18 protein-coding genes, 1 tRNA gene and 1 pseudogene are annotated in these 21275 nt (G+C 38.9%); 13 read left to right on the top strand and 7 right to left on the bottom strand.

Annotated elements, in window-relative coordinates; translation table 11 throughout:
* Window positions 1-98 precede the first annotated feature (98 nt).
* Entirely contained in the window at window positions 99-1796 is a 1698-nt protein-coding gene (gene tlpB / locus CXY28_RS06160) for a methyl-accepting chemotaxis protein TlpB (protein ID WP_100979991.1), read from the top strand.
* A gap of 31 nt (window positions 1797-1827) precedes the next feature.
* Window positions 1828-2610: a glycosyltransferase family 2 protein gene (locus CXY28_RS06155; RefSeq protein WP_100979989.1), complete on the top strand. Its 783-nt coding sequence runs from the start codon at window positions 1828-1830 to the stop codon at window positions 2608-2610.
* Here the strand turns inward: CXY28_RS06155 and CXY28_RS06150 are convergent.
* The 3 genes from CXY28_RS06150 to tlpA form a co-directional block, all read right to left on the bottom strand.
* A complete protein-coding gene (locus tag CXY28_RS06150; protein WP_100979987.1) occupies window positions 2593-3354 on the bottom strand; it encodes an outer membrane beta-barrel protein in 762 nt (253 codons plus the stop codon). The genes CXY28_RS06155 and CXY28_RS06150 overlap by 18 nt on opposite strands.
* Before the next feature lie 216 nt (window positions 3355-3570).
* Window positions 3571-4677 carry an epoxyqueuosine reductase QueH gene (locus CXY28_RS06145; RefSeq protein WP_100979985.1) on the bottom strand — a complete coding sequence of 369 codons (1107 nt, stop codon included), beginning with the start codon at window positions 4675-4677 and terminating at the stop codon, window positions 3571-3573.
* Window positions 4677-6704, bottom strand: a complete 2028-nt coding sequence (gene tlpA, locus CXY28_RS06140; RefSeq protein WP_100979983.1) for a methyl-accepting chemotaxis protein TlpA — start codon at window positions 6702-6704, stop codon at window positions 4677-4679. Before tlpA ends, CXY28_RS06145 begins: the two co-directional genes overlap by 1 nt.
* A 203-nt stretch (window positions 6705-6907) precedes the next feature.
* On the opposite strand from tlpA, the gene thrC reads away from it, so the two are divergent.
* Window positions 6908-8362: a threonine synthase gene (thrC, locus tag CXY28_RS06130; RefSeq protein ID WP_100979981.1), complete on the top strand. Its 1455-nt coding sequence runs from the start codon at window positions 6908-6910 to the stop codon at window positions 8360-8362.
* 104 nt (window positions 8363-8466) lie between these two features.
* Window positions 8467-9180 carry a hypothetical protein gene (locus CXY28_RS06125; protein ID WP_000725109.1) on the top strand — a complete coding sequence of 238 codons (714 nt, stop codon included), beginning with the start codon at window positions 8467-8469 and terminating at the stop codon, window positions 9178-9180.
* Between the two features lie 205 nt (window positions 9181-9385).
* Here CXY28_RS06125 and CXY28_RS06120 read toward each other — a convergent pair whose 3' ends face one another.
* Entirely contained in the window at window positions 9386-10330 is a 945-nt protein-coding gene (locus CXY28_RS06120) for a D-2-hydroxyacid dehydrogenase (RefSeq protein WP_100979979.1), read from the bottom strand.
* Window positions 10331-10402: 72 nt separating this feature from the next.
* Between CXY28_RS06120 and CXY28_RS06115 the strand changes: the two genes are divergently transcribed.
* The 3 genes from CXY28_RS06115 (at window position 10403) to futC1 (ending at window position 11934) form a co-directional block, all read left to right on the top strand.
* The gene (locus tag CXY28_RS06115) at window positions 10403-10933 is read left to right on the top strand and encodes a hypothetical protein (RefSeq protein ID WP_001125802.1); all 531 of its coding nucleotides are present in this window, start codon (window positions 10403-10405) and stop codon (window positions 10931-10933) included.
* A 99-nt stretch (window positions 10934-11032) separates the two neighbouring features.
* Window positions 11033-11497 carry an O-fucosyltransferase family protein gene (locus CXY28_RS06110; RefSeq protein ID WP_100979977.1) on the top strand — a complete coding sequence of 155 codons (465 nt, stop codon included), beginning with the start codon at window positions 11033-11035 and terminating at the stop codon, window positions 11495-11497.
* The gene (gene futC1 / locus CXY28_RS06105) at window positions 11494-11934 is read left to right on the top strand and encodes an alpha-(1,2)-fucosyltransferase FutC1 (protein ID WP_100979975.1); all 441 of its coding nucleotides are present in this window, start codon (window positions 11494-11496) and stop codon (window positions 11932-11934) included. Before CXY28_RS06110 ends, futC1 begins: the two co-directional genes overlap by 4 nt.
* Before the next feature lie 19 nt (window positions 11935-11953).
* Here futC1 and CXY28_RS06100 read toward each other — a convergent pair whose 3' ends face one another.
* The 3 genes and pseudogenes from CXY28_RS06100 to CXY28_RS06090 form a co-directional block, all read right to left on the bottom strand.
* A complete protein-coding gene (locus CXY28_RS06100) occupies window positions 11954-12778 on the bottom strand; it encodes a DNA-methyltransferase (protein ID WP_100979973.1) in 825 nt (274 codons plus the stop codon).
* A 3-nt stretch (window positions 12779-12781) separates the two neighbouring features.
* Window positions 12782-13802: pseudogene (locus CXY28_RS06095) on the bottom strand (HTH domain-containing protein).
* 218 nt (window positions 13803-14020) lie between these two features.
* Window positions 14021-14112, bottom strand: a tRNA-Ser gene (locus CXY28_RS06090).
* A gap of 139 nt (window positions 14113-14251) precedes the next feature.
* Between CXY28_RS06090 and fabD the strand changes: the two genes are divergently transcribed.
* The 6 genes from fabD (at window position 14252) to CXY28_RS06060 (ending at window position 21109) form a co-directional block, all read left to right on the top strand.
* On the top strand, window positions 14252-15181 hold the full coding sequence (gene fabD / locus CXY28_RS06085) for an ACP S-malonyltransferase (protein WP_050827722.1): 930 nt from the start codon (window positions 14252-14254) through the stop codon (window positions 15179-15181).
* A 10-nt stretch (window positions 15182-15191) separates the two neighbouring features.
* A complete protein-coding gene (locus CXY28_RS06080) occupies window positions 15192-15887 on the top strand; it encodes a 5'-methylthioadenosine/adenosylhomocysteine nucleosidase (protein WP_100979971.1) in 696 nt (231 codons plus the stop codon).
* A gap of 170 nt (window positions 15888-16057) precedes the next feature.
* Window positions 16058-18115, top strand: a complete 2058-nt coding sequence (gene rpoD / locus CXY28_RS06075) for an RNA polymerase sigma factor RpoD (protein WP_198542627.1) — start codon at window positions 16058-16060, stop codon at window positions 18113-18115.
* A gap of 19 nt (window positions 18116-18134) precedes the next feature.
* Complete coding sequence (locus CXY28_RS06070; protein WP_100979967.1) at window positions 18135-19508, top strand: C40 family peptidase; 1374 nt, start codon at window positions 18135-18137, stop codon at window positions 19506-19508.
* 53 nt (window positions 19509-19561) lie between these two features.
* Window positions 19562-20914 carry an FAD-dependent oxidoreductase gene (locus tag CXY28_RS06065; protein ID WP_100979965.1) on the top strand — a complete coding sequence of 451 codons (1353 nt, stop codon included), beginning with the start codon at window positions 19562-19564 and terminating at the stop codon, window positions 20912-20914.
* 6 nt (window positions 20915-20920) lie between these two features.
* Complete coding sequence (locus tag CXY28_RS06060; RefSeq protein WP_001168437.1) at window positions 20921-21109, top strand: DUF5408 family protein; 189 nt, start codon at window positions 20921-20923, stop codon at window positions 21107-21109.
* The last annotated feature ends 166 nt before the right edge of the window (window positions 21110-21275 follow it).

Genomic DNA, 21275 nt, shown 5'->3' with positions numbered 1-21275 from the left:
TTACTTTGTGTCTTCTCTCATTTTTCGGGGGGGGGGTACATTTGGAAGCTAAACTCTAAAATTAGGGTTTGACTTAAAAATGATTTATTAGGAGATAAATGATGTTTTCTTCAATGTTTGCTTCGTTAGGGACTCGTATCATGCTGGTCGTGTTAGCCGCTCTTTTGGGTTTAGGAGGGCTTTTTATTGGTTTTGTAAAGGTTATGCAAAAAGATGTGTTAGCGCAGCTCATGGAGCATTTAGAAACCGGGCAATACAAAAAGCGTGAAAAAACGCTCGCCTACATGACAAAAATTCTTGAACAGGGCATTCATGAGTATTACAAAAATTTTGACAATGCTACTGCAAGAAAAATGGCGTTAGATTATTTCAAACGCATCAACGACGATAAGGGCATGATTTATATGGTGGTGGTGGATAAAAACGGGGTAGTGCTGTTTGATCCGGTCAATCCTAAAACCGTAGGCCAATCAGGGCTTGACGCTCAGAGCGTTGATGGGGTGTATTATGTTAGGGGGTATTTGGAGGCGGCTAAAAAAGGGGGAGGCTACACTTATTATAAAATGCCTAAATACGATGGAGGCGTGCCGGAGAAAAAATTCGCCTACTCGCATTATGATGAGGTATCTCAAATGGTGATCGCAGCGACTTCTTATTACACTGACATTAACACAGAAAATAAAGCGATTAAAGAAGGCGTGAATAAGGTTTTTAATGAAAACACCACGAAATTATTCCTTTGGATACTGACAGCGACGATAGCGTTAGTGGTTTTGACGCTCATATACGCTAAATTAAGGATCGTGAAACGCATTGATGAACTGGTCCTTAAAATCAACGCTTTTAGCCATGGGGATAAGGATTTGAGGGCCAAAATTGATGTGGGTGATCGCAACGATGAAATCTCGCAAGTGGGCCGTGGGATCAATTTGTTTGTGGAAAACGCCCGCTTGATTATGGAAGAGATTAAAGGGATTTCCACTCTCAATAAAACTTCAATGGATAAATTAGTCCAAATCGTGCAAGAAACCCAAAAGAGCATGAAAGATTCATCAACCACCCTAAATTCCGTAAAAAATAAAGCCACTGATATAGCGAGCATGATGAATATTTCCATAGAGCAGTCTCAAGGGTTAAGGAAGCGTTTGATTGAAACGCAAGGGCTTGTCAAAGAGAGCAAGGATGCGATTGGGGATTTGTTTTCTCAAATCACAGAGAGCGCGCACACTGAAGAGGAGCTCTCTAGCCAAGTGGAGCAGCTAAGCCGTAACGCTGATGATGTCAAATCCATTTTGGATATTATCAATGATATTGCCGATCAAACCAATCTTTTAGCCCTAAACGCCGCTATTGAAGCCGCAAGGGCCGGCGAGCATGGCAGAGGCTTTGCGGTGGTGGCTGATGAAGTTAGGAATTTAGCCGGGCGCACTCAAAAATCTTTAGCCGAAATCAATTCCACTATCATGGTGATTGTCCAAGAAATCAATGCCGTAAGCTCGCAAATGAATCTCAATTCGCAAAAAATGGAGCGCTTGAGCGATATGAGTAAAAGCGTGCAAGAAACTTACGAAAAAATGAGTTCTAATTTAAGTTCAGTCGTGCTAGACAGCAATCAAAGCATGGACGATTACGCCAAATCCGGACACCAAATTGAAGCTATGGTAAGCGATTTTGTAGAAGTGGAAAAAGTGGCTTCTAAAACTTTGGCTGATTCTTCAGATATTTTAAACATCGCTACGCATGTGAGTGGAACGACTATGAATTTAGACAAACAAGTGAATTTATTTAAAACTTAATTAGGGGGCAATTCATCAACAAAGGATTGGATTGTTAAAGGTTTCTGTGATCACGGCGTGTTTTAATGGTGAAAAAACCATTGAAGACACCATTCTTTCCGTGCTTAATCAAACTTATAAAAACATTGAATACATCATTATAGATGGGGCTAGCACGGATAACACTTTAGGAATCATTCAAAAATATAGAGATAAAATCGCTTGCGTGATGAGCGAAAAAGATAAGGGCATTTATGACGCTATGAATAAAGGCATAAAGCGTTCTAGTGGGGATATTATCGCTTTATTGAACAGCGATGATTTTTACAAAGATGAGTTTGTGGTAGAAAAAGTGGTGCGCGAATTTGAAAAGAAAAATTGCGATAGCGTGTATGCGGATTTGGTGTTTGTCAAACCTGATTGTTTAGAAAAAGTGGTCCGTTATTATGAAAGCGGGGAGTTTAGCCCTAAAACCTTGCTTTATGGCGTGGTGCCAGCGCACCCCACGCTTTTTGTCAAAAAAGCCATTTATGAACGCTACGGCTTATACAAAACCGATTATAAGATTTCAGCGGATTTTGAGATGATCATCCGCTTGTTTGTGGTGCAAAAAATAAGCTTTTCTTATTTGAAAGAAGTGTTAGTGGTGATGCGCACCGGTGGGGTTAGCGCAAATGGGTTTAAAAGCCTTTTATTAAGGAATAAAGAAAACATAAGAGCATGTAAAGAAAACGGCATTAGAGCGAATGTTTTTTCCATGCTTTTAAAATACCCTAGGAAAATCATGGGCTTATTTAAAAGGGGATCTAAAGGGGGATTAAAACGAAACGATTAAAGAAAGATTAGCGTTAAATCGTGGTTTGAATCTTTCTTGATGGTTGTTGTAGGTGTAAAAAACATTCCTCACTAAGGGTATTTCAATCCCTAATTGCAAAGACAAATAGCCGATAAAATCCACGATAAAACCAAAACGCAAAGGGGCTTGGAAAAAGGTTTTTTTGGTTCTGGGAATGATGGTTGTGATAGCACCTGGTTTAATCGTATCCACTAACAACACCCCTTGCTCTAAAGCGATTCCTAAATAACTCCTAAAACGATAGGTTTTTTTATCCACAAAAATCCAAGAAAAATCTAACGCGCCCCCGTAATTTTGCACCATTAGGATTTGGGGCTGAGAGAGCGAAACAGAATGGAAATAGTTATAGACGCTAAAGATTCTAAAACCGACTCTAGGGTGGTTTCTTAAAAAATGCTCTAAACCGGTAGCGGTGTTAAACCCTATGCTATTAGCTACAAAAGTCAAGGTTTGGTTAGAAGTTGAAAAAGTGGCTTGCGAATAGTTGTATCCAAAAATAAAGAAAAATTTAAGGCTTTTTTCTAAAGCCCTTTTTAAGATTTGCTGGTTTTTGTCTAGGATTTGCTGTTTTTCATTGTTTTTTTCAATAGTTAGGGGTTTAGGTTTGTCGTCTTCATTCTTGTTTTTAAAATTTTCTAAGAATTTAGACCAAGTGATCTCATTAGCTTCTAAAAAGAGTGGGTTCAACGATAAAAAGAGATAAATACTAAATAGAGTTTTCAAATACAGCCTTAAACTTTTTACGGCTATTGTGCCTAATTATCTTAAATTAACTTTAAATTACTTGCATGTTTTGACTGAATACAACCCCTACTTACACACAACGCTATATTTTAAACGACATATTGTTTTAGATTTTGTTCCCATCAAGCATGGATAACTAAAGCCAACTTTAATCATTTTTCATTACAAGAATCTATCGCTCCATTAAAATTCAGCTTAGAGCAAATAAAACACCTTTTCTTCTTGAAAAATGCTTTTAATTTCTACAAAAAGGGTTTTTTCTGTGCGTTCTTCTAGCACGATAATAGGGTTAATACTCTCGCTCCCGCTCACCAACGCCCTTAAAGACAACTCTTCTTCATAACTTAAGGGGTTAAGGTTTAACTCTTTTAAATTATCGTAGTTTTTTGCCATAAGGGTATTAAGACCTTCTAAAGTTAAAAACAGGGTTTCATCTCTTTGGCTATAGCCCACTAGAGCGCTCAAACGCTGAGAAAATACCCACCTTAGATCGTTGATCCTAACCTTAGCTTTGCTTTTAGAGTGCACTAGAATGCAGCAATTCAAGGGGTTTGAATTTTTAGAAAGCCACACACCCCCATTTAATAAGCGGTAAGTTGCGATCGTTTTTTGGGCTAAAAAAGGTTTATTGCCATTCTTTTTAGCCGCTTCTAATGTTCTAAAAACTTGTGTTCTTTCTTCAATACTTGCGGGTAAAATCTGGCGTTTTAAAGGCGAGTAAAGCTCAAAGGGGCTTCTGTTTTGGGATTCTTTTTGGATTTTTAAAGCGAATTGACAACCGCAATAATTTTGCCGATAAAGCTCGTTTTCTCTCGCTAAAGCTTGCAAGTTTAAATCCAACTCGCTTTTGAAATGTTCAAAATTATCGTTTCTGAACACAACAAATTCCAAATTGTGCCTTTGCGCGATGTGTTGTCCCTTAGCGATGAGCTGGTTAGGATCTTTTTTAGGGCTTGTGAGTAAGGTGGTGGTGAATCTTTCTTCCCCTAATTCAAAGGCTTTCAAAGCGCTCGCTTCTAAGCGCAAATCAAAGCACTCAAAACAGCGTTCGCTTTTTTCCCCTAACAATTCCTTACCCTTAGCTTTGTCTAAAAATTTTTCTAATTCATAATCGCCCTCAAGCAATTCAATTCCTAGCATCTCGCAAGTGCGTCTCACATCTTCTAAACGCAACAAGTATTCGCTATAAGGGTGGATATTGGGGTTATAAAAAAACCCTACAATTTTTTCACCCACAAAAGCTTCTTTAGCCTTTTTTAAAAAATACAGGTTATCCACTGAACAGCAAATATGAATGAGCATTAAAACTGCTTTTTATTCACATCTTCTAAAATATCGTTAGAGACTTTGTCAATTTCTTGACTGATCTCTAAAGAATCGCTAGCGATTTTTAGATTGCCCTCAGTAACTGATCTTAAGGCTTCAATAGAAGCGTTGATTTCTTCTACTTCTTTAACCTGGTTTTTAATGCTTTCGCTCGTGTCTGAAATGCTTTGAACGAGAATATTAATATTGGCTTCAATCTCGCTGAGCGATTTTTGCGTCCTTTCAGCGAGCTTTCTCACCTCATCAGCCACCACCGCAAAGCCTCTGCCATGCTCGCCGGCCCTTGCGGCTTCAATAGCAGCATTCAGGGCTAATAGATTCGTTTGATCGGCAATATCTCTAATGATTTCTACAATGCTTTTAATGTCTTGCCCTTGTTCAATCATGGCTTCACTTTGAGAGCTCACGCCTTGAATGGAAGTGGTGATATTTTCTATCGTTTTAGAAGTTTCCATCAAGCTTTTGTGTTGGGAGTTTGAAGCCTTTTCTAAATTCTGCACGCATTCTTTCAAATTCGCACTATCGTTCGCTAAATCTTTGGCAAAATTAGACGAAGTTTCTAGCATTTTTTGGATTTCTTGCCCTAAAGCGTTAGTAACCAATTCCACCCTACCCGAAGCGTTTTGGATCCGGCCTCTAAAATCCAAACCAGAATAGCTTTCAAAGATTTTGAAAATGCTTGGCATGTGAGTCCCTACGCTTTCTTGCAAATAATCCATGATCCCGTTTAGCGCGTCTCTCAATTCTTTCAAATCAGGGCTTGCGGGTTCAGCCGTGATGCGCACCGCAAAATTCCCTGCTTTCACATCTGAAACCACTTTAATGGTGTCTTGGACGGCTTGCCTGTCTTCTTGCATGATTTTTTGGGTTTGCAAGATATTTTTATTGATCGCTGTTTGCATGCGGCCTAATTCGTCATTGGATTTCGCTTCAATCAATTTAATATCGCTAGAATGGGTTTGATTGTTCAATAATTTAAAGAAATGAGACAAGGTGCTAGAAACGGCTTCCAAACGACTGCTCACAATCGCTCGCATGAGTAAAGTAATCGCTATAATCAAGGCTAACACCATGATCGTGCTCGCTATAATTACCACAAAACGCACCGAGCCTACTTGCTCATAGACCTTGTCTTTTTCAATGATTAAAGCGATCATCCAATTAAGATTGTCTTTACTTTCTGTTTTGCCTAGCATTTTAAAGGTTTCAACGGCTAAAAAATTTTCCTTATGGCTAAAGGGATCCAGGTATTCTAAAGTCGCTTTAGAGCCGTTTTCTAAAATAGTTAGCACTTCGTTGGTGGCTTTAGGCACGCTCTTATAAATTTCGGCGATGGATTTGTCTTGCAAACTCTTATTCGCACTCAAAAGCACTTTACCTTTAACGCCAATTAAAAACAAATCGCTCCTGTTTTTAGTGATTTCATTACTGAAGCTGTCAATGGAAAGAAAAACCATCAAAGCCCCTACAACCTCTTGAGCGTTTTCATTCAATAAAGGTAAAAGAATATCAACCCCATAAACTTCCGCCCCATTAGGCATTTTCCTATAATAAGGCAAGCTTTTAGAAATTTCTTTATTTTTCATCGCTTTTTGCGCTAAAGGGTTATTCCCTAATGACGGGTTTTCCATCACTTTAATCGTATCGTTATCCCTTAAAAGCGTTAATCTTAAATCTTCTCTGCCTTTAAAAAACATGCTCGCCCCAGCGACATGCGAATTGGCTAAAATGAAGTTTTTTAACAAGTGGATTTTGATTTCTCTTTTGGTGTCTTTAGGGAGCATTTCCTTGACAATGCCCATGCTCATATAAGTGTTTTCCAAAACCCCTTGCACTTCCTTAACCTTAAAATGCAAACTATCTTGCATAGAACGCAAGGTGTTTTCTTTTAAAATCTCTTTCACCCTGCTGTTCAAGGACACCCCTAAAATGCTCACGCACACGATCACAATCAACGCCACCCACAATATGATTTTATTACCGATACTCAAACCTTTAGACAAAACACAACCTTACTATGATGAATTTTTTGCCCATTTGCGGCAAAATTTTAAACCGCATTATAGTGTTATAAGCATAAATCCAAAATTAAATTGGATTAAAAAGGCGATCAATCATTCCCATTTAAAAAACCATTTTAAGGTTGCATTCGCTCTTTTAGGGTATGCTACGACTTAAAATTATCCAAATATAAAAAGGAATCATCATGCCTTTTGTCCCCACGCGTTCTGTGAAAGAAAAAAAGATTGATTTTATTGAAGCAATATTAAACCCCAACGCCCCCAAAGGTGGGCTTTACACTTTAGAGCATTTTGAAACATTAGAATGGCAGGATTGTTTGAATCTGAGCTATAACGAGTTAGTAGAATGCGTGTTTGAGCGGTTGGGTTTAGAGATTCCTAAGGGTTTATTGACAGACGCTTTAAAACGCTATGAAAATTTTGATAACCCTAAAAATCCAGCCCCTATTTTTGCGCTCAATGAAAGGCTTTTTGTCCAAGAGCTCTACCATGGGCCTAGTTTGGCGTTTAAAGACATGGCGTTGCAGCCTTTAGCGAGCTTGTTTTCTAACCTAGCGGTAGGAAAAAATGAAAAGTATTTAATGCTCGTTTCTACAAGCGGTGATACCGGCCCTGCGACTTTAGAAAGTTTGGCGGGCATGCCTAATGTTTTTGTGGTGTGTTTATACCCTAAAGATGGCACAAGTTTAGTCCAAAAACTCCAAATGGTTACCCAAAGCGCTAGCAATTTAAAGGTCTTTGGGATCAGTGGGGACTTTGATGAGGCGCAAAATGCGCTCAAAAACCTTTTAAAAGACGACGATTTTAACGAGGCTTTAAAAGCGCGCCAATTAAAATTAAGCGTGGCTAATTCCGTGAATTTTGGGCGCATCGCTTTTCAAATCGTCTATCATATTTGGGGCTTTTTAGAATTGTATAAAAAAGGCGCGATCAATTCTAAAGAAAAAATCACCCTAGCCATACCTAGCGGTAATTTTGGGAACGCTTTAGGGGCGTTTTATGCCAAAAAAATGGGCTTGAATATTGCTAAAATCAAGGTCGTAACCAACAGCAATGATGTTTTAAGGGAGTTTATAGAGACAGGGCGTTACGATTTAACCCACCGCTCTTTAAAACAAACTTTCTCACCGGCTATGGATATTTTAAAAAGCTCTAATGTGGAAAGGGTGCTTTTTAGCCTTTATGGGTTTGAACGCACGCTAGAATTGATGCAAGCTTTAGAAGAAGAGAAATTTTACGCCTTAAAGCCTAAAGAATTAGCCCTTTTACAGGAGCATTTTTCTTGCGCGAGTTGCTCAGATGAAGATTGTTTGAAAACCATTCAAGAAGTTTATGCAGAGCACCAATACCTGATTGACCCTCACACCGCCACCGCTTTAAACGCCAGCTTGAAAACCAACGAAAAAACCCTTGTTTCCGCCACTGCCTCTTATGAAAAATTCCCTAGAACCACCCTTTTAGCCCTAAACGAGCAGAAAAAAGACGATAAAACCGCCCTAGAAGCGCTAAAAAACAACTACAATACCCCGGATAGCCAGCGCCTTGATGATTTATTTGAAAGAGGAATCAAACACCAAGAAGTTTTAAAACTCAATGAGATCAAATCTTCTATTCTTTTGTGGTTAGAAAGCCTACATTAAATCTTTTTTAAGCCCTTATTCCTAATAAAATCTTAATTTTAAGTCAAACTACACTATAATAGGGAAATTCTAAACGAAGATTAAACTGAATGAAAGGAGTTTGAATGAAAAAAATCGTTTTAGTAGCGATAGCCTTATTGATGAGCGCTTGTGCGAGCTATAAGATCACGCCTGAACATGTTACTTCCTATAATAATGGGATTCAAGTGATGACCTCCACGCAAGCCAAGTCTAAAGTCCAGCTAGAAATCGCTCAAAGCAAATTGAAAGGCTTGAACGAATCCCCCTTAGTGCTGTATGTAGCGGCGCAAGTTATAGAGGGAAATCCTGTGGTGTTTAGCCGTAAAGCCATTTCGGTGTCTATCAACCAAACGAATTTACCGGTCTTAAGCTTGAGACAGGTGATGAAATCCAGTTTTGATTTTGAGGGCATTTTACAAAGCTTTAATATCAGCGTGCCGACCGCCCCTATTGATAATATCAATATGATCACCCCACCTATGTTTTATTACGGGCAAGGGAGTTTTTTAGCTTATAACGGCATGATGTATGGGGGAATGGGCATGTATGGGCCAGGCTTTGGCATGATGATGATGGATGATGTAGAAGAGCAAGAGGTCATGCAAGAAAGCCGCCAGGCTTTAAAGATCCTAGCGATCAATTATCTTAAAAACAATACCCTTAACGTTGAAGGTAAGGCTAGGGGAGGGTTTGTGGTGGTGGATACCAAAAACCTTAAAACCCCGGGCGTGGTGGTGGTTAAAGTCTTTTTAGAAGATGAAATCCACACCTTTAAAATTGATATTTCTAAGATGTGATCGTTCTCTTTAATAGAAGCCTTTGGGGGTGGTTACTCAAAGGCTTTTCTTTTCTATTTAAGAAATCATCGCTTGATTAAAACAAACTCTTTTATTTTGCATTACATTAAAAAAATGCTTTGAGCTTTTTTATCATGCCATACTCAAAAACATTAAGCGTTAGCAGTAAAAAAAGCCCAACAATTCACCCCCCTTTTTTTTGCGTTTATTTTTGAGAAGCTAAAAAATCCTGGATATTTTCTTTGGTTTTTTCTACTAAGGTTTTCAAGCTGTCGCTATACGCCCATGCGATGTGGGGGGTTAAAAGCAATTTGTTTTGGATCTTTGGGTTCAAAAACGCATGATCTTTTTCAAAAGGCTCTTTCACAAACACATCGCTCGCGTAATACAAATCTTTGGTTTCTAAAATTCCAGCCAAATCCTTTTCATTCACAATGCCCCCACGCCCCACATTGATTAAAACCGCCCCATCTTTTAGGCTTTGCAATTCTTTTAAAGCGATTAAATCGTGCGTGCTTTCATTTAAGGGGGCATGAATGCTGATAATATCGCTTGTTGTGAGCAGATTTTTTAAACTCAAGCGCTCATACTCTTCTTTTTTATCTTTAGGGGAATAATACACCACCTTTGCCCCGAAAGCTTGAGCGAGTTTGGCGACTCTTTTACCGATAGTCCCTAAACCAATAACCCCCCATTGACTCCCTTTAATAAGCCCCATTTTAATACCGCTAATGTGCGTAAAAAGATCGCTTTGACTGTATTCCCCGCTTTTGCAATAATGATCGTAATCATTGATCCTCCCCAACAAAGACAACGCGCACGCTAAAGTGTGCTGGGCTACGGATTCTGTAGAATAAGCGCTCACATTTTTGACTTCTATGCCTAAAGCTTTCGCGCTTTTTATATCCACATTATCCGTGCCTGTAGCGGTGATGCAAATGAGTTTGAGTTTGGGCAATTGGCTTAAAATCTCTTGGGTGATCACGACTTTATTCAATACCATGATTTCAGCGTCTTTGCAACGCTCAACCACTTGATTAGGCGAAGTGATCTCATAAAAATCAAAATCCGCCACTTCTTTTAAAACTTCTAGCGCTTTTAACCCCACGCTTTTAGCGTCTAAGACCACGCCTTTTTTGAATGTTTTCATCTCTTTACTCCTAGTTTTAATTTTAAAATTATATAATTAAACCACAAAATCCTTTTTTAAAAGAAACTGAGCATGCCAAAACCCAAGAAAAACACCCTCCCTTGTAGCCTTTCTGTCAAAATGTCTTATTTCATGCGCTTTCTCATTAAATGGCGCACCCGCTCTTTAAGCCATAAAATGATGACTCTCATTCAAATTTTAAGCATTCTGGCTTTAGCGAGCAAGGCCAGTGAAGATTTAGAAGAGCAGCTCAAAAAAATCAAAGATTACATTTACAGAACCCTAAACGCTAAAATCGCCTCTGATGTGTATAACCGAGTGCTTATTTTAGTGAATGAATATTGCGCTAATGAAGAATTGTTTGATAAAGAGAGCGTTAAAATTTCAGATTTACTCATTCAAGACATTCAGCTTTACGCTTTAGTGGATGAAATGCTTAAAGAAGATAAATACCAGGTCCAACACACCATTTTAAAGGGCATCATCAAGCGCAAATACGATGAAGCCTACTCGCTCAATAGCGAAGATAGGATTCTTTTAGAATACCAAGAACGCTTGCTAGAACCCTCATACGCGTCTTTTTCAAATAAAAAATTCAAATGATTTGAAAGCCTTACTTGCCCCGTTTTTTAGGCTTTTATTGAAAAAGGGCTTTAAAATGGGCTAAAATGAGCGTTTCATTTGACAATATAAAGGGATTGAATGGCTTTTAAGGTGGTGCAAATTTGCGGAGGGCTTGGGAATCAAATGTTTCAATACGCTTTCGCTAAAAGTTTGCAAAAACACTCTAACACGCCTGTGCTGTTAGATATTAGTTCTTTTGATTGGAGCGATAGGAAAATGCAATTAGAACTTTTCCCTATTGATTTGCCCTATGCGAATGAAAAAGAAATCGCTATAGCTAAAATGCAACACCTCCCCAAACTGGTAAGAGATGTGCTCAAATGCATGGGATTTGATAGGGTGAGTCAAGAAATCGTTTTTGAATACGAGCCTAAATTATTAAAGCCAAGCCGCTTGACTTATTTTTATGGTTACTTCCAAGATCCACGATATTTTGATGCTATATCCTCTTTAATCAAGCAAACCTTCACCCTACCCCCCCCCCCCCCGAAAATGGAAATAATAAAAAAAAAGAGGAAGAATACCACCGCAAGCTCTCTTTGATTTTAGCCGCTAAAAACAGCGTGTTTGTGCATATAAGAAGAGGGGATTATGTAGGGATTGGCTGTCAGCTTGGTATTGATTATCAAAAAAAGGCGCTTGAGTATATGGCAAAGCGCGTGCCAAACATGGAGCTTTTTGTGTTTTGCGAAGACTTAACATTCACGCAAAACCTTGATCTTGGCTACCCTTTTATGGACATGACCACTAGGGATAAAGAAGAAGAGGGATATTGGGATATGCTGCTCATGCAATCTTGTCAGCATGGCATTATCGCTAATAGCACTTATAGTTGGTGGGCGGCCTATTTGATAAAGAATCCTGAAAAAATCATTATTGGCCCCAAACACTGGCTTTTTGGGTATGAAAATATCCTTTGTAAGGAATGGGTGAAAATAGAATCCCATTTTGAGGTAAAATCCGAAAAGTATAACGCTTAAAGCGGCTTAAAAAAGGGGCTTATTGGAAATTCAAATCTTTGATTTTAGATCGGATCTCTTGATAGCGAGCGTCTAATTCTATTTTTCTGTTTATGGATATTTTGATAAACTCGCTTTCTTTTTCTATACCGATAAATTGCCTCTTCAAAAGGTTAGCCGCAATGCCTGTGGTAGAGCTCCCGCTAAAAGGATCGCCAATGAGGGAATTTCCATCGCTCGCCATTAAAAGTAAGCGCACTAATAAAGCGAGAGGTTTTTGAGTGGGGTGCTTGCCATTAACTTTTTCCCAAGGAGCGATCGCTGGGAAACTCCACACATCACGCATTTGTTTATTATTATTGATCTTTTTTAAAACCTCATAGTTAAAAACATGCTTATGCTTGCGGCTTTTTCTCGCCCAAATGATTTGCTCAGCTGAATGCGTCAAATAACGGCAGCTGAAATTGGGAGGAGGGTTGGTTTTTTGCCAAGTGATGAGGTTTAAAATCTTAAAATCCAATTTTTGTAAAACACGCCCCAAAGAAAAGATATTGTGGTAAGTCCCGCTGATTAAAAGGCTTCCTGTGTTTTTTAAAGCCTTTTTGGCGTTGTTTATCCACTGGTAATTAAACGCATCAATATCGTCAATCCCATCTTCTTTATCCCAATCGCCTTTATTGACGCTCACGATTTTACCGCTCTGTATGCTTAAGCCGTCATTAGAAAGGAAATAAGGCGGATCAGCAAAAATCAAATCAAAAGCATTTTCAAATTGAGGCAAAACCTCATTACAATCCCCTTGATAAAGGGTGAAAAGCTCGTCTGTGCTTTTAAAAATGGGGCGAGAAAGATAAAGCGCTCCCATTTTTTATTCTGCTTTAATGCCTTTATCTTCAATGTGTTTTTCAATGTGTTTTTGCATTGCTTCATCATTAAGCACTTTATCAAAACCTTCCATCTGGATTGGCTTATCAAATCCTGCTTCAATTTGCTTGTTAATGTTTGCCATAAAAGGCTTAAAATCTTTCGGACTCTGTTCTATAAGCATGTTAAGTGTGGGTATATCAATCTCCCTTTCTTTAGCTGGCAACAAGATTTTGGAGTTTGAAATCTCAGATTCTAGCTTGATAACCCCTATACCAAAGCTTTGGTTGAGTCGTTTTAATTCATCCAAAACTTTATCTTTATATTTATCTTTAATCCCAAAAACCACCAAATACCCCCTCATTAGCCCAAGTAGAATTGCTCACCGCTTGAAAATAGCTCTCTTTTAAATTGGAAAAACTAAGCTCTTTTTTAAGCTCAAAGGAAAAAAGCTTGTGTCTTTTTTGACCGGTATGGTGTAAAAATTTCAAAGTTTCTTCTTTATATCCATTATAGGGAAAATATTTATTATAGGGAAAATACACGCCCACGATGTCAGGATAATTCCATTTGCATTCGCCCGCTGTGCTTTTTTTACATTCGTTATGGCGGATGGTTTTGCATAGGAGCTTGAAATTTGGATCTTCATCAAGGAATTTCACAAGCAGTGGGTGCAAATCCCTTTCATCAAAAGAGGTTTTTTGTTTTTTGGCTGTGCCTGAACACTCGCTCTGTTCATCATCTTCTTCTTTAGCATCTAGGGTTTTTTGTGGAGGAAATTCTCTTTCACGAGATTTGAGCCAATAGAAAAAGGCTCCTCCCTCTTTGCGTGCAACATAGAATTGCTTCTTATCGTTAGAAATATCGTGTTCACCAAGCTGACTTCCAAGACTATGAGAAAGTATTTTTCCGTCGTTGCATTCTTTATCCAATCCCATTTCACAAGCTTTCTCAAAAATTTCTTTAACGCTCAAAGGCCTCTCTGCTTGTTCTAAAACTTTTTTACCTAATTCTATGTAAGTCATGTTCTTTCTTTTTTGTGATTATGATCAGAAACGATTATACTCAAAATGTTTGAAAATACCGCAGTGGATTGATAGGGTTTAGGCTGGGTGTCTCTCTTCACCCAACCTAAAATTTGTATTTGTAAAATCTGTAAAAGGAGTGTCGTAAAAGGAATGCTTAGAAACTATGGTGTCTCGTTAATACATTCTAAACAAAAAGTTTTTAAAGGCAAAAAGGCTGGCGGACAGGGAGGGATTCGAACCCTCGGTAACCTTGACGGCTACGCATCCTTAGCAGGGATGTGGTTTCAGCCAACTCACCCACCTGTCCTCATCACAAAGTAGAATTATAGTAAAAATAAGTTAAAATAAACCTTAAACTTTAATGGTTTCTAAACAAAACTAAGGGCTTTTATATTACAATTTACAATCTTAAATTATGGATTAATAAAATTTAAAGGATAACACCAATGCAATACGCGCTATTATTTCCAGGGCAAGGCTCGCAATGTATAGGAATGGGAAAATCATTCTATGAGAGCCACACCCTAGCTAAAGAATTGTTTGAAAGGGCTTCTAACGCGCTTAAAGTGGACATGAAAAAAACGCTTTTTGAAGAAAATGAGCTTTTAAAAGAGAGCGCTTACACCCAGCCTGCCATTTATTTAGTGAGCTATATCGCTTACCAATTGCTCAACAAGCAAGCAAATGGAGGATTAAAACCCGTTTTTGCTTTAGGGCATTCGCTCGGCGAAGTGAGCGCGGTGTCTTTGAGCGGGGCGTTGGATTTTGAAAAAGCCCTTAAACTCACGCACCAAAGAGGCAAAATGATGCAAGAAGCGTGCGCGAATAAAGACGCTTCTATGATGGTCGTTTTGGGCGTTTCTGAAGAAAGTCTTTTGAGCTTGTGTCAAAGAACCAAAAATGTGTGGTGCGCGAATTTTAATGGCGGCATGCAAGTGGTTTTAGCCGGGATTAAAGACGATTTGAAAGCCCTAGAGCCGACTTTAAAGGAAATGGGGGCTAAAAGAGTGGTTTTTTTAGAAATGAGCGTGGCGAGCCATTGCCCTTTTTTAGAGCCTATGACTTTTAAATTCCAGGAATTGCTAGAAAAAAGCCTGAAAGATAAATTCCATTTTGAAATCATCTCCAATGCGACTAACGAAGCGTATCATAATAAAGCGAAAGCCGTTGAATTATTGAGCTTGCAACTCACTCAACCGGTGCGCTATCAAGACTGCGTGAAATCTAACAACGACCGAGTGGATGTTTTTTTTGAATTAGGCTGTGGGAGTGTGTTAAAGGGGCTTAACAAGCGATTGAGCAATAAGCCCACCATAAGCGTGGGGGATAATAAAGGGCTTGATGAAGCCATTGAGTTTTTAGAAGAATACGTGTGATGGGGAGAAAATGGTGCAAAAAATTGGCATTTTAGGGGCGATGAGAGAAGAAATAACCCCTATACTAGAATTGTTTGACGTGGATTTTGAAGAGATTTCTTTAGGGGGGAATGTTTTCCATAAAGGCGTTTATTGCAACAAGGAAATCATTGTCGCTTATAGCAAGATTGGCAAGGTGCATTCCACTTTAACCACAACAAGCATGATTTTAGCGTTTGGCGTTCAAAAGGTGCTTTTTAGCGGGGTGGCTGGAAGCTTAGTTAAAGGCTTAAAAATCAATGATTTGTTAGTGGCTATTCAATTAGTCCAGCATGATGTGGATTTGAGCGCGTTTAACCACCCTTTAGGGTTCATCCCAGAAAGCGCGATTTTTATTGAAACGAGCGGAAGTTTGAACGCTTTGGCTAAAAAAGTCGCTAATGAGCAACATATTGCGCTCAAAGAAGGCGTCATCGCATCAGGCGATCAGTTTGTCCATAGCAAAGAAAGGAAAGAATTTTTAGTCAGCGAGTTTAAGGCGAGCGCGGTGGAAATGGAGGGGGCGAGCGTGGCGTTTGTGTGCCAAAAATTTGGCGTGCCATGCTGTATTTTAAGGAGTATTAGCGATAACGCTGATGAGGAAGCTAACATGAGCTTTGATGCGTTTTTAGAAAAAAGCGCTCAAACTTCAGCGAAATTCTTAAAAAGCATGGTGGATAAGCTTTAAGGTTTGTTTTTACCAAACGCCAACCATTAAAACCCTATTTTTTAAAAAATGGGGGTTTTTAAATTTTATTTTAAACTCATTTTATAATTAGAATTTAAGCTATTTTTTAGTAAAATAGCAAAGGATTAGGTGTATCTTATCTTATAGACCTAGCTTTTTGATTTGAAAGCATGGGTTCTTTATTTATGGAGTGTCCAATGAAAAAGAAAGCTAACGAAGAAAAAGCCCCCAAAAGAGCTAAACAGGAAGCCAAAGCAGAAACCGCACAAGAAAATAAAACCAAAGAGAGCAATAAAACTAAAGAAAGCAAAATTAAAGAAAATAAAACCAAAGAAAGCAAATTCAAAGAAATTAAAGCGAAAGAACCTGTTCCTGTTAAAAAGCTTAGTTTTAATGAAGCGTTAGAAGAATTGTTCGCTAATTCCTTAAGCGATTGTGTTTCTTATGAGTCTATCATTCAAATCAGCACGAAAGTCCCCACTCTAGCCCAAATCAAAAAAATCAAAGAATTGTGCCAAAAATACCAAAAGAAATTGGTCAGCTCTTCAGAATACGCTAAAAAACTCAATGCGATTGACAAGATTAAAAAAACTGAAGAAAAGCAAAAAGTTTTAGATGAGGAATTAGAAGATGGCTATGACTTTTTGAAAGAAAAGGATTTTTTAGAGTGGAGCAGAAGCGATAGCCCGGTGCGCATGTATTTGCGTGAAATGGGGGATATAAAACTTTTAAGCAAAGATGAAGAGATTGAATTGAGCAAGCAGATCCGCTTGGGCGAAGACATTATTTTAGACGCGATCTGCTCGGTGCCGTATTTGATTGATTTTATCTATGCGTATAAAGACGCCTTAATCAATCGTGAACGAAGGGTTAAAGAGCTTTTCAGGAGCTTTGATGATGACGATGAAAATAGCGTGAGCGATTCTAAAAAAGATGACGACAGCGAAGAATATGAAGAAAACGAAGAAAGGAAAAAGGTCGTTTCTGAAAAAGACAAGAAGCGCGTAGAAAAGGTTCAAGAAAGCTTTAAAGCCCTAGACAAGGCTAAAAAAGAATGGCTTAAAGCCCTTGAAGCCCCCATAGATGAAAAAGAAGACGAGTTAGTGCGTTCATTGACCCTAGCTTACAAACGCCAAACGCTCAAAGACAGACTCTATGATTTAGAACCTACCAGCAAACTGATTAATGAATTAGTCAAAACGATGGAGACCACTTTAAAAAGCGGCGATGGGTTTGAAAAAGAGTTGAAACGCTTGGAATACAAACTGCCCTTATTCAATGACACTCTCATCGCTAACCATAAAAAAATCCTCGCTAATATCACTAACATGACTAAAGAAGATATTATCGCTCAAGTGCCAGAAGCGACTATGGTGAGCGTGTATATGGATCTCAAAAAACTCTTTTTGACCAAAGAAGCGAGCGAAGAAGGCTTTGATTTAGCCCCCAACAAGCTAAAAGAAATTTTAGAGCAAATCAAAAGAGGGAAATTGATTTCCGATCGCGCTAAAAACAAAATGGCTAAATCCAATTTAAGGTTGGTGGTGAGCATCGCTAAACGATTCACGAGCAGAGGCTTGCCATTCTTGGATTTGATTCAAGAGGGTAATATTGGCTTGATGAAAGCGGTGGATAAATTTGAGCATGAAAAGGGCTTCAAGTTTTCTACCTATGCGACCTGGTGGATCAAACAAGCTATCAGCAGAGCCATAGCCGATCAAGCCCGCACTATCCGCATCCCCATTCACATGATTGACACCATCAATCGCATCAATAAAGTCATGCGCAAACACATTCAAGAAAACGGCAAAGAGCCTAATTTAGAGGTGGTGGCTGAAGAAGTGGGGCTTTCGTTAGATAAAGTGAAGAATGTGATTAAGGTTACTAAAGAGCCTATCAGTTTGGAAACCCCAGTCGGCAATGATGATGACGGCAAATTTGGGGATTTCGTGGAAGATAAAAATATCGTTAGCTCCATTGATCACATCATGCGAGAAGATTTAAAAGTGCAAATTGAAAGCGTTTTGGATCAGTTGAATGAGCGAGAAAAAGCGGTGATCCGCATGCGTTTTGGGCTTTTAGACGATGAAAGCGATCGCACTTTAGAAGAAATCGGTAAGGAATTGAATGTTACTAGAGAAAGGGTGCGCCAAATTGAAAGCTCTGCGATTAAAAAATTGAGAAGCCCGCAATACGGGCGTATTTTAAGAAACTATTTGCGCATTTGATGTTAAGGTTCTCTAAAGCATGCGTTATTTTCTTGTAGTTTTCTTGTTTTTGTTTGTGAGTTGCATGAAAAAGGATTTCACGCTCAAAGATTTATCCTTGCCCCAAGAGGCTTCAAGCTATCTTGCAAGCTCTCAAAATGGCAGTCATAATAACCAAAGCATTGACCCCCAAGCGTTAAGAGAAAATCTAAAAGAGAGCTATCTCAAAGCGTGGTATTCCCCATGGCTAGATGCGAAAGTCAAAAGCAATAAAAAAGAAGTGTTTTGGATCCTCAAGGAGATGAATAAATCCACCGGTTATGGCGAAGATCTAAAACCCAACGCAAAAGCTTTCAATGACGAGCTTATTAAAAGCATGGATATTGAGCATTACCCGAGCGCTAAGATTAAGGCTGTTGTGGTGCGAGATAGCGATGTAAGGGCTGTGCCTAATAACAAACCTTATTATCTTTCTCAAAAAGGCTATCCTTTTGATAGGTATCAAAATTCGCTGATTTTTCAAGGCACGCCGGTTTTAATCACGCATTTCAATACGGATAAAACTTACGCTCACATTCAAAGCAGTTTTGTTTATGGTTGGATCAAAGTTAGCGATTTAGCTTACATGCATGATAAAGACATAGAGCTTTTAACCCATCTTAAAGATTATGTCATGCCCATAAAAGATAAAATCCCCCTTTATACAAACTATGGGGATTTTTACACCAACGCCAGAGTGGGCGAATTGTTCGCTCTCATCCCCCAAAGTCAAAACGCATCTCAAAAACCCCAAAAAAAGGAATTGAAAGCCTATGGTTTTTTGAGAGACGCTAAGGGCTATGCGACTTTACAAAGCGTGATCTTAGAAGAAAAGGATTTTTTTGTTTTCCCTAAGGCTTTTAACAGCGAGAACATGGCGTATTTTATAGACACCATGCTAGGGCAAAAATACGGCTGGGGTGGACTATTGGGTAATAGGGATTGCTCGGCTTTCACTAGGGATAGTTTTGCTAATTTTGGTATTTTGCTCCCCAGAAATTCCTACGCGCAAAGCCGTTATGCGAACAATTATGTGGATTTAAGCTCCATGAAAGCCAAAGAAAAAGAAGATTACATCCTTAAAAACGCCACGCCTTTTGGCACGCTCATCTATTTAAAAGGGCATATCATGCTCTATTTAGGTGCACACAACCATCAAGCGATAGTCGCTCACAGCATTTGGTCGGTGCAAACCCAAAAGCATTTTAAAACCTTGAGCCATAAAATAGGAGGCGTGGTGATCACTTCATTATGGCTAGCGGAAGAACATAACGGGGCGTTTTCTAAAAAGAAATTATTGATTGACAGGGTGCTTGGAATGAGCGATTTGAAAGATTTTGTCAATAAAACTTCAAGCCCTTTGAATGCGAATTGATTTTCTTATATTATGATTACGATTTATCAATTTAAAACATTTGGAGAAAGACAATGAGTATGGAATTTGATGCTGTTATTATTGGAGGTGGGGTTTCAGGGTGCGCGACCTTTTATACTTTGAGCGAATACAGCTCTTTAAAGCGCGTGGCTATCGTGGAAAAATGCTCTAAATTGGCTCAAATCAGCTCTAGTGCTAAGGCTAATTCGCAAACCATTCATGATGGCTCTATTGAAACGAATTACACTCCTGAAAAAGCTAAAAAAGTGCGTTTGAGTGCTTATAAGACCAGGCAATACGCGCTCAATAAAGGTTTGCAAAATGAAGTGATTTTTGAAACCCAGAAAATGGCTATAGGCGTGGGCGATGAAGAATGCGAGTTCATGAAAAAACGCTACGAATCCTTTAAAGAAATCTTTGTGGGGCTAGAAGAATTTGACAAGCAAAAGATTAAAGAATTAGAGCCTAATGTGATTTTAGGGGCTAATGGCATAGACAGGCATGAAAATATTATCGGGCATGGTTATCAAAAGGATTGGAGCACCATGAATTTTGCGAAGTTGAGCGAGAACTTCGTTGAAGAAGCCCTAAAGTTAAAGCCTAACAACCAGGTGTTTTTGAATTTCAAAGTGAAAAAGATTGAAAAACGCCACGACACTTACGCGCTCATTTCAGAAGACGCTGAAGAAGTGTATGCTAAATTCGTGCTAGTCAATGCCGGCTCTTACGCTTTGCCTTTGGCTCAGAGCATGGGCTATGGCTTGGATTTAGGGTGCTTGCCTGTGGCGGGCAGCTTTTATTTTGTGCCGGATTTATTAAGGGGCAAGGTTTATACCGTTCAAAACCCCAAACTCCCTTTTGCAGCCGTGCATGGCGACCCTGATGCCGTCATTAAAGGAAAAACACGAATCGGGCCTACCGCTTTAACGATGCCTAAATTAGAACGCAACAAATGCTGGCTTAAGGGCATTAGCTTGGAATTGTTGAAAATGGATTTGAATAAAGATGTGTTTAAGATCGCGTTTGATTTGATGAGCGATAAAGAAATCCGTAATTATGTGTTTAAAAACATGGTTTTTGAATTGCCTATTATCGGTAAAAGGAAATTTTTAAAAGACGCTCAAAAAATCATCCCCTCTCTTAGCCTAGAAGATTTAGAATACGCTCATGGTTTTGGCGAAGTGCGCCCGCAAGTTTTAGACAGAACCAAGCGAAAACTGGAATTAGGCGAAAAAAAGATTTGCACGCATAAAGGCATCACTTTTAACATGACCCCCTCTCCAGGCGCGACGAGCTGCTTGCAAAACGCCCTTGTGGATTCCCAAGAAATCGCTGCGTATTTGGGCGAGAGCTTTGAATTAGAACGCTTTTATAAAGATTTATCCCCAGAAGAATTGGAAAATTAAAAACGCATGCAAAAAGAACAAGAAGCCCGAGAAATCGCTAAAAAAGCCGTTCAAATCGTGTTTTTTTTAGGGATTGTGGTGGTGCTTTTGATGATGATAAACCTTTACATGCTCATCAATCAAATCAATGCGAGCGCTCAAATGAGCCAACAAATCAAAAAGATAGAAGAAAGGCTTAACCAAGGGCAAAAATAAAGGCTTTGGCTTATTAAACATGAGTAACAAAATTAAAAAAAGCTTAAGGGCATTTTTTAAAATAAATACAATAAAAGAGCTTGCGAAAAGCAAGTGATAGCCTCTTTAAAAGCAGTCTTTTGGGGTTAGGGGGTTTTTAGTTGGGGGCTGACTCTTATACACATAT

The organism is Helicobacter pylori (genome assembly GCF_002832345.1).
Lineage (GTDB): Bacteria > Campylobacterota > Campylobacteria > Campylobacterales > Helicobacteraceae > Helicobacter > Helicobacter pylori_CP.
This window is presented reverse-complemented; position numbering and strand designations above follow the sequence as displayed.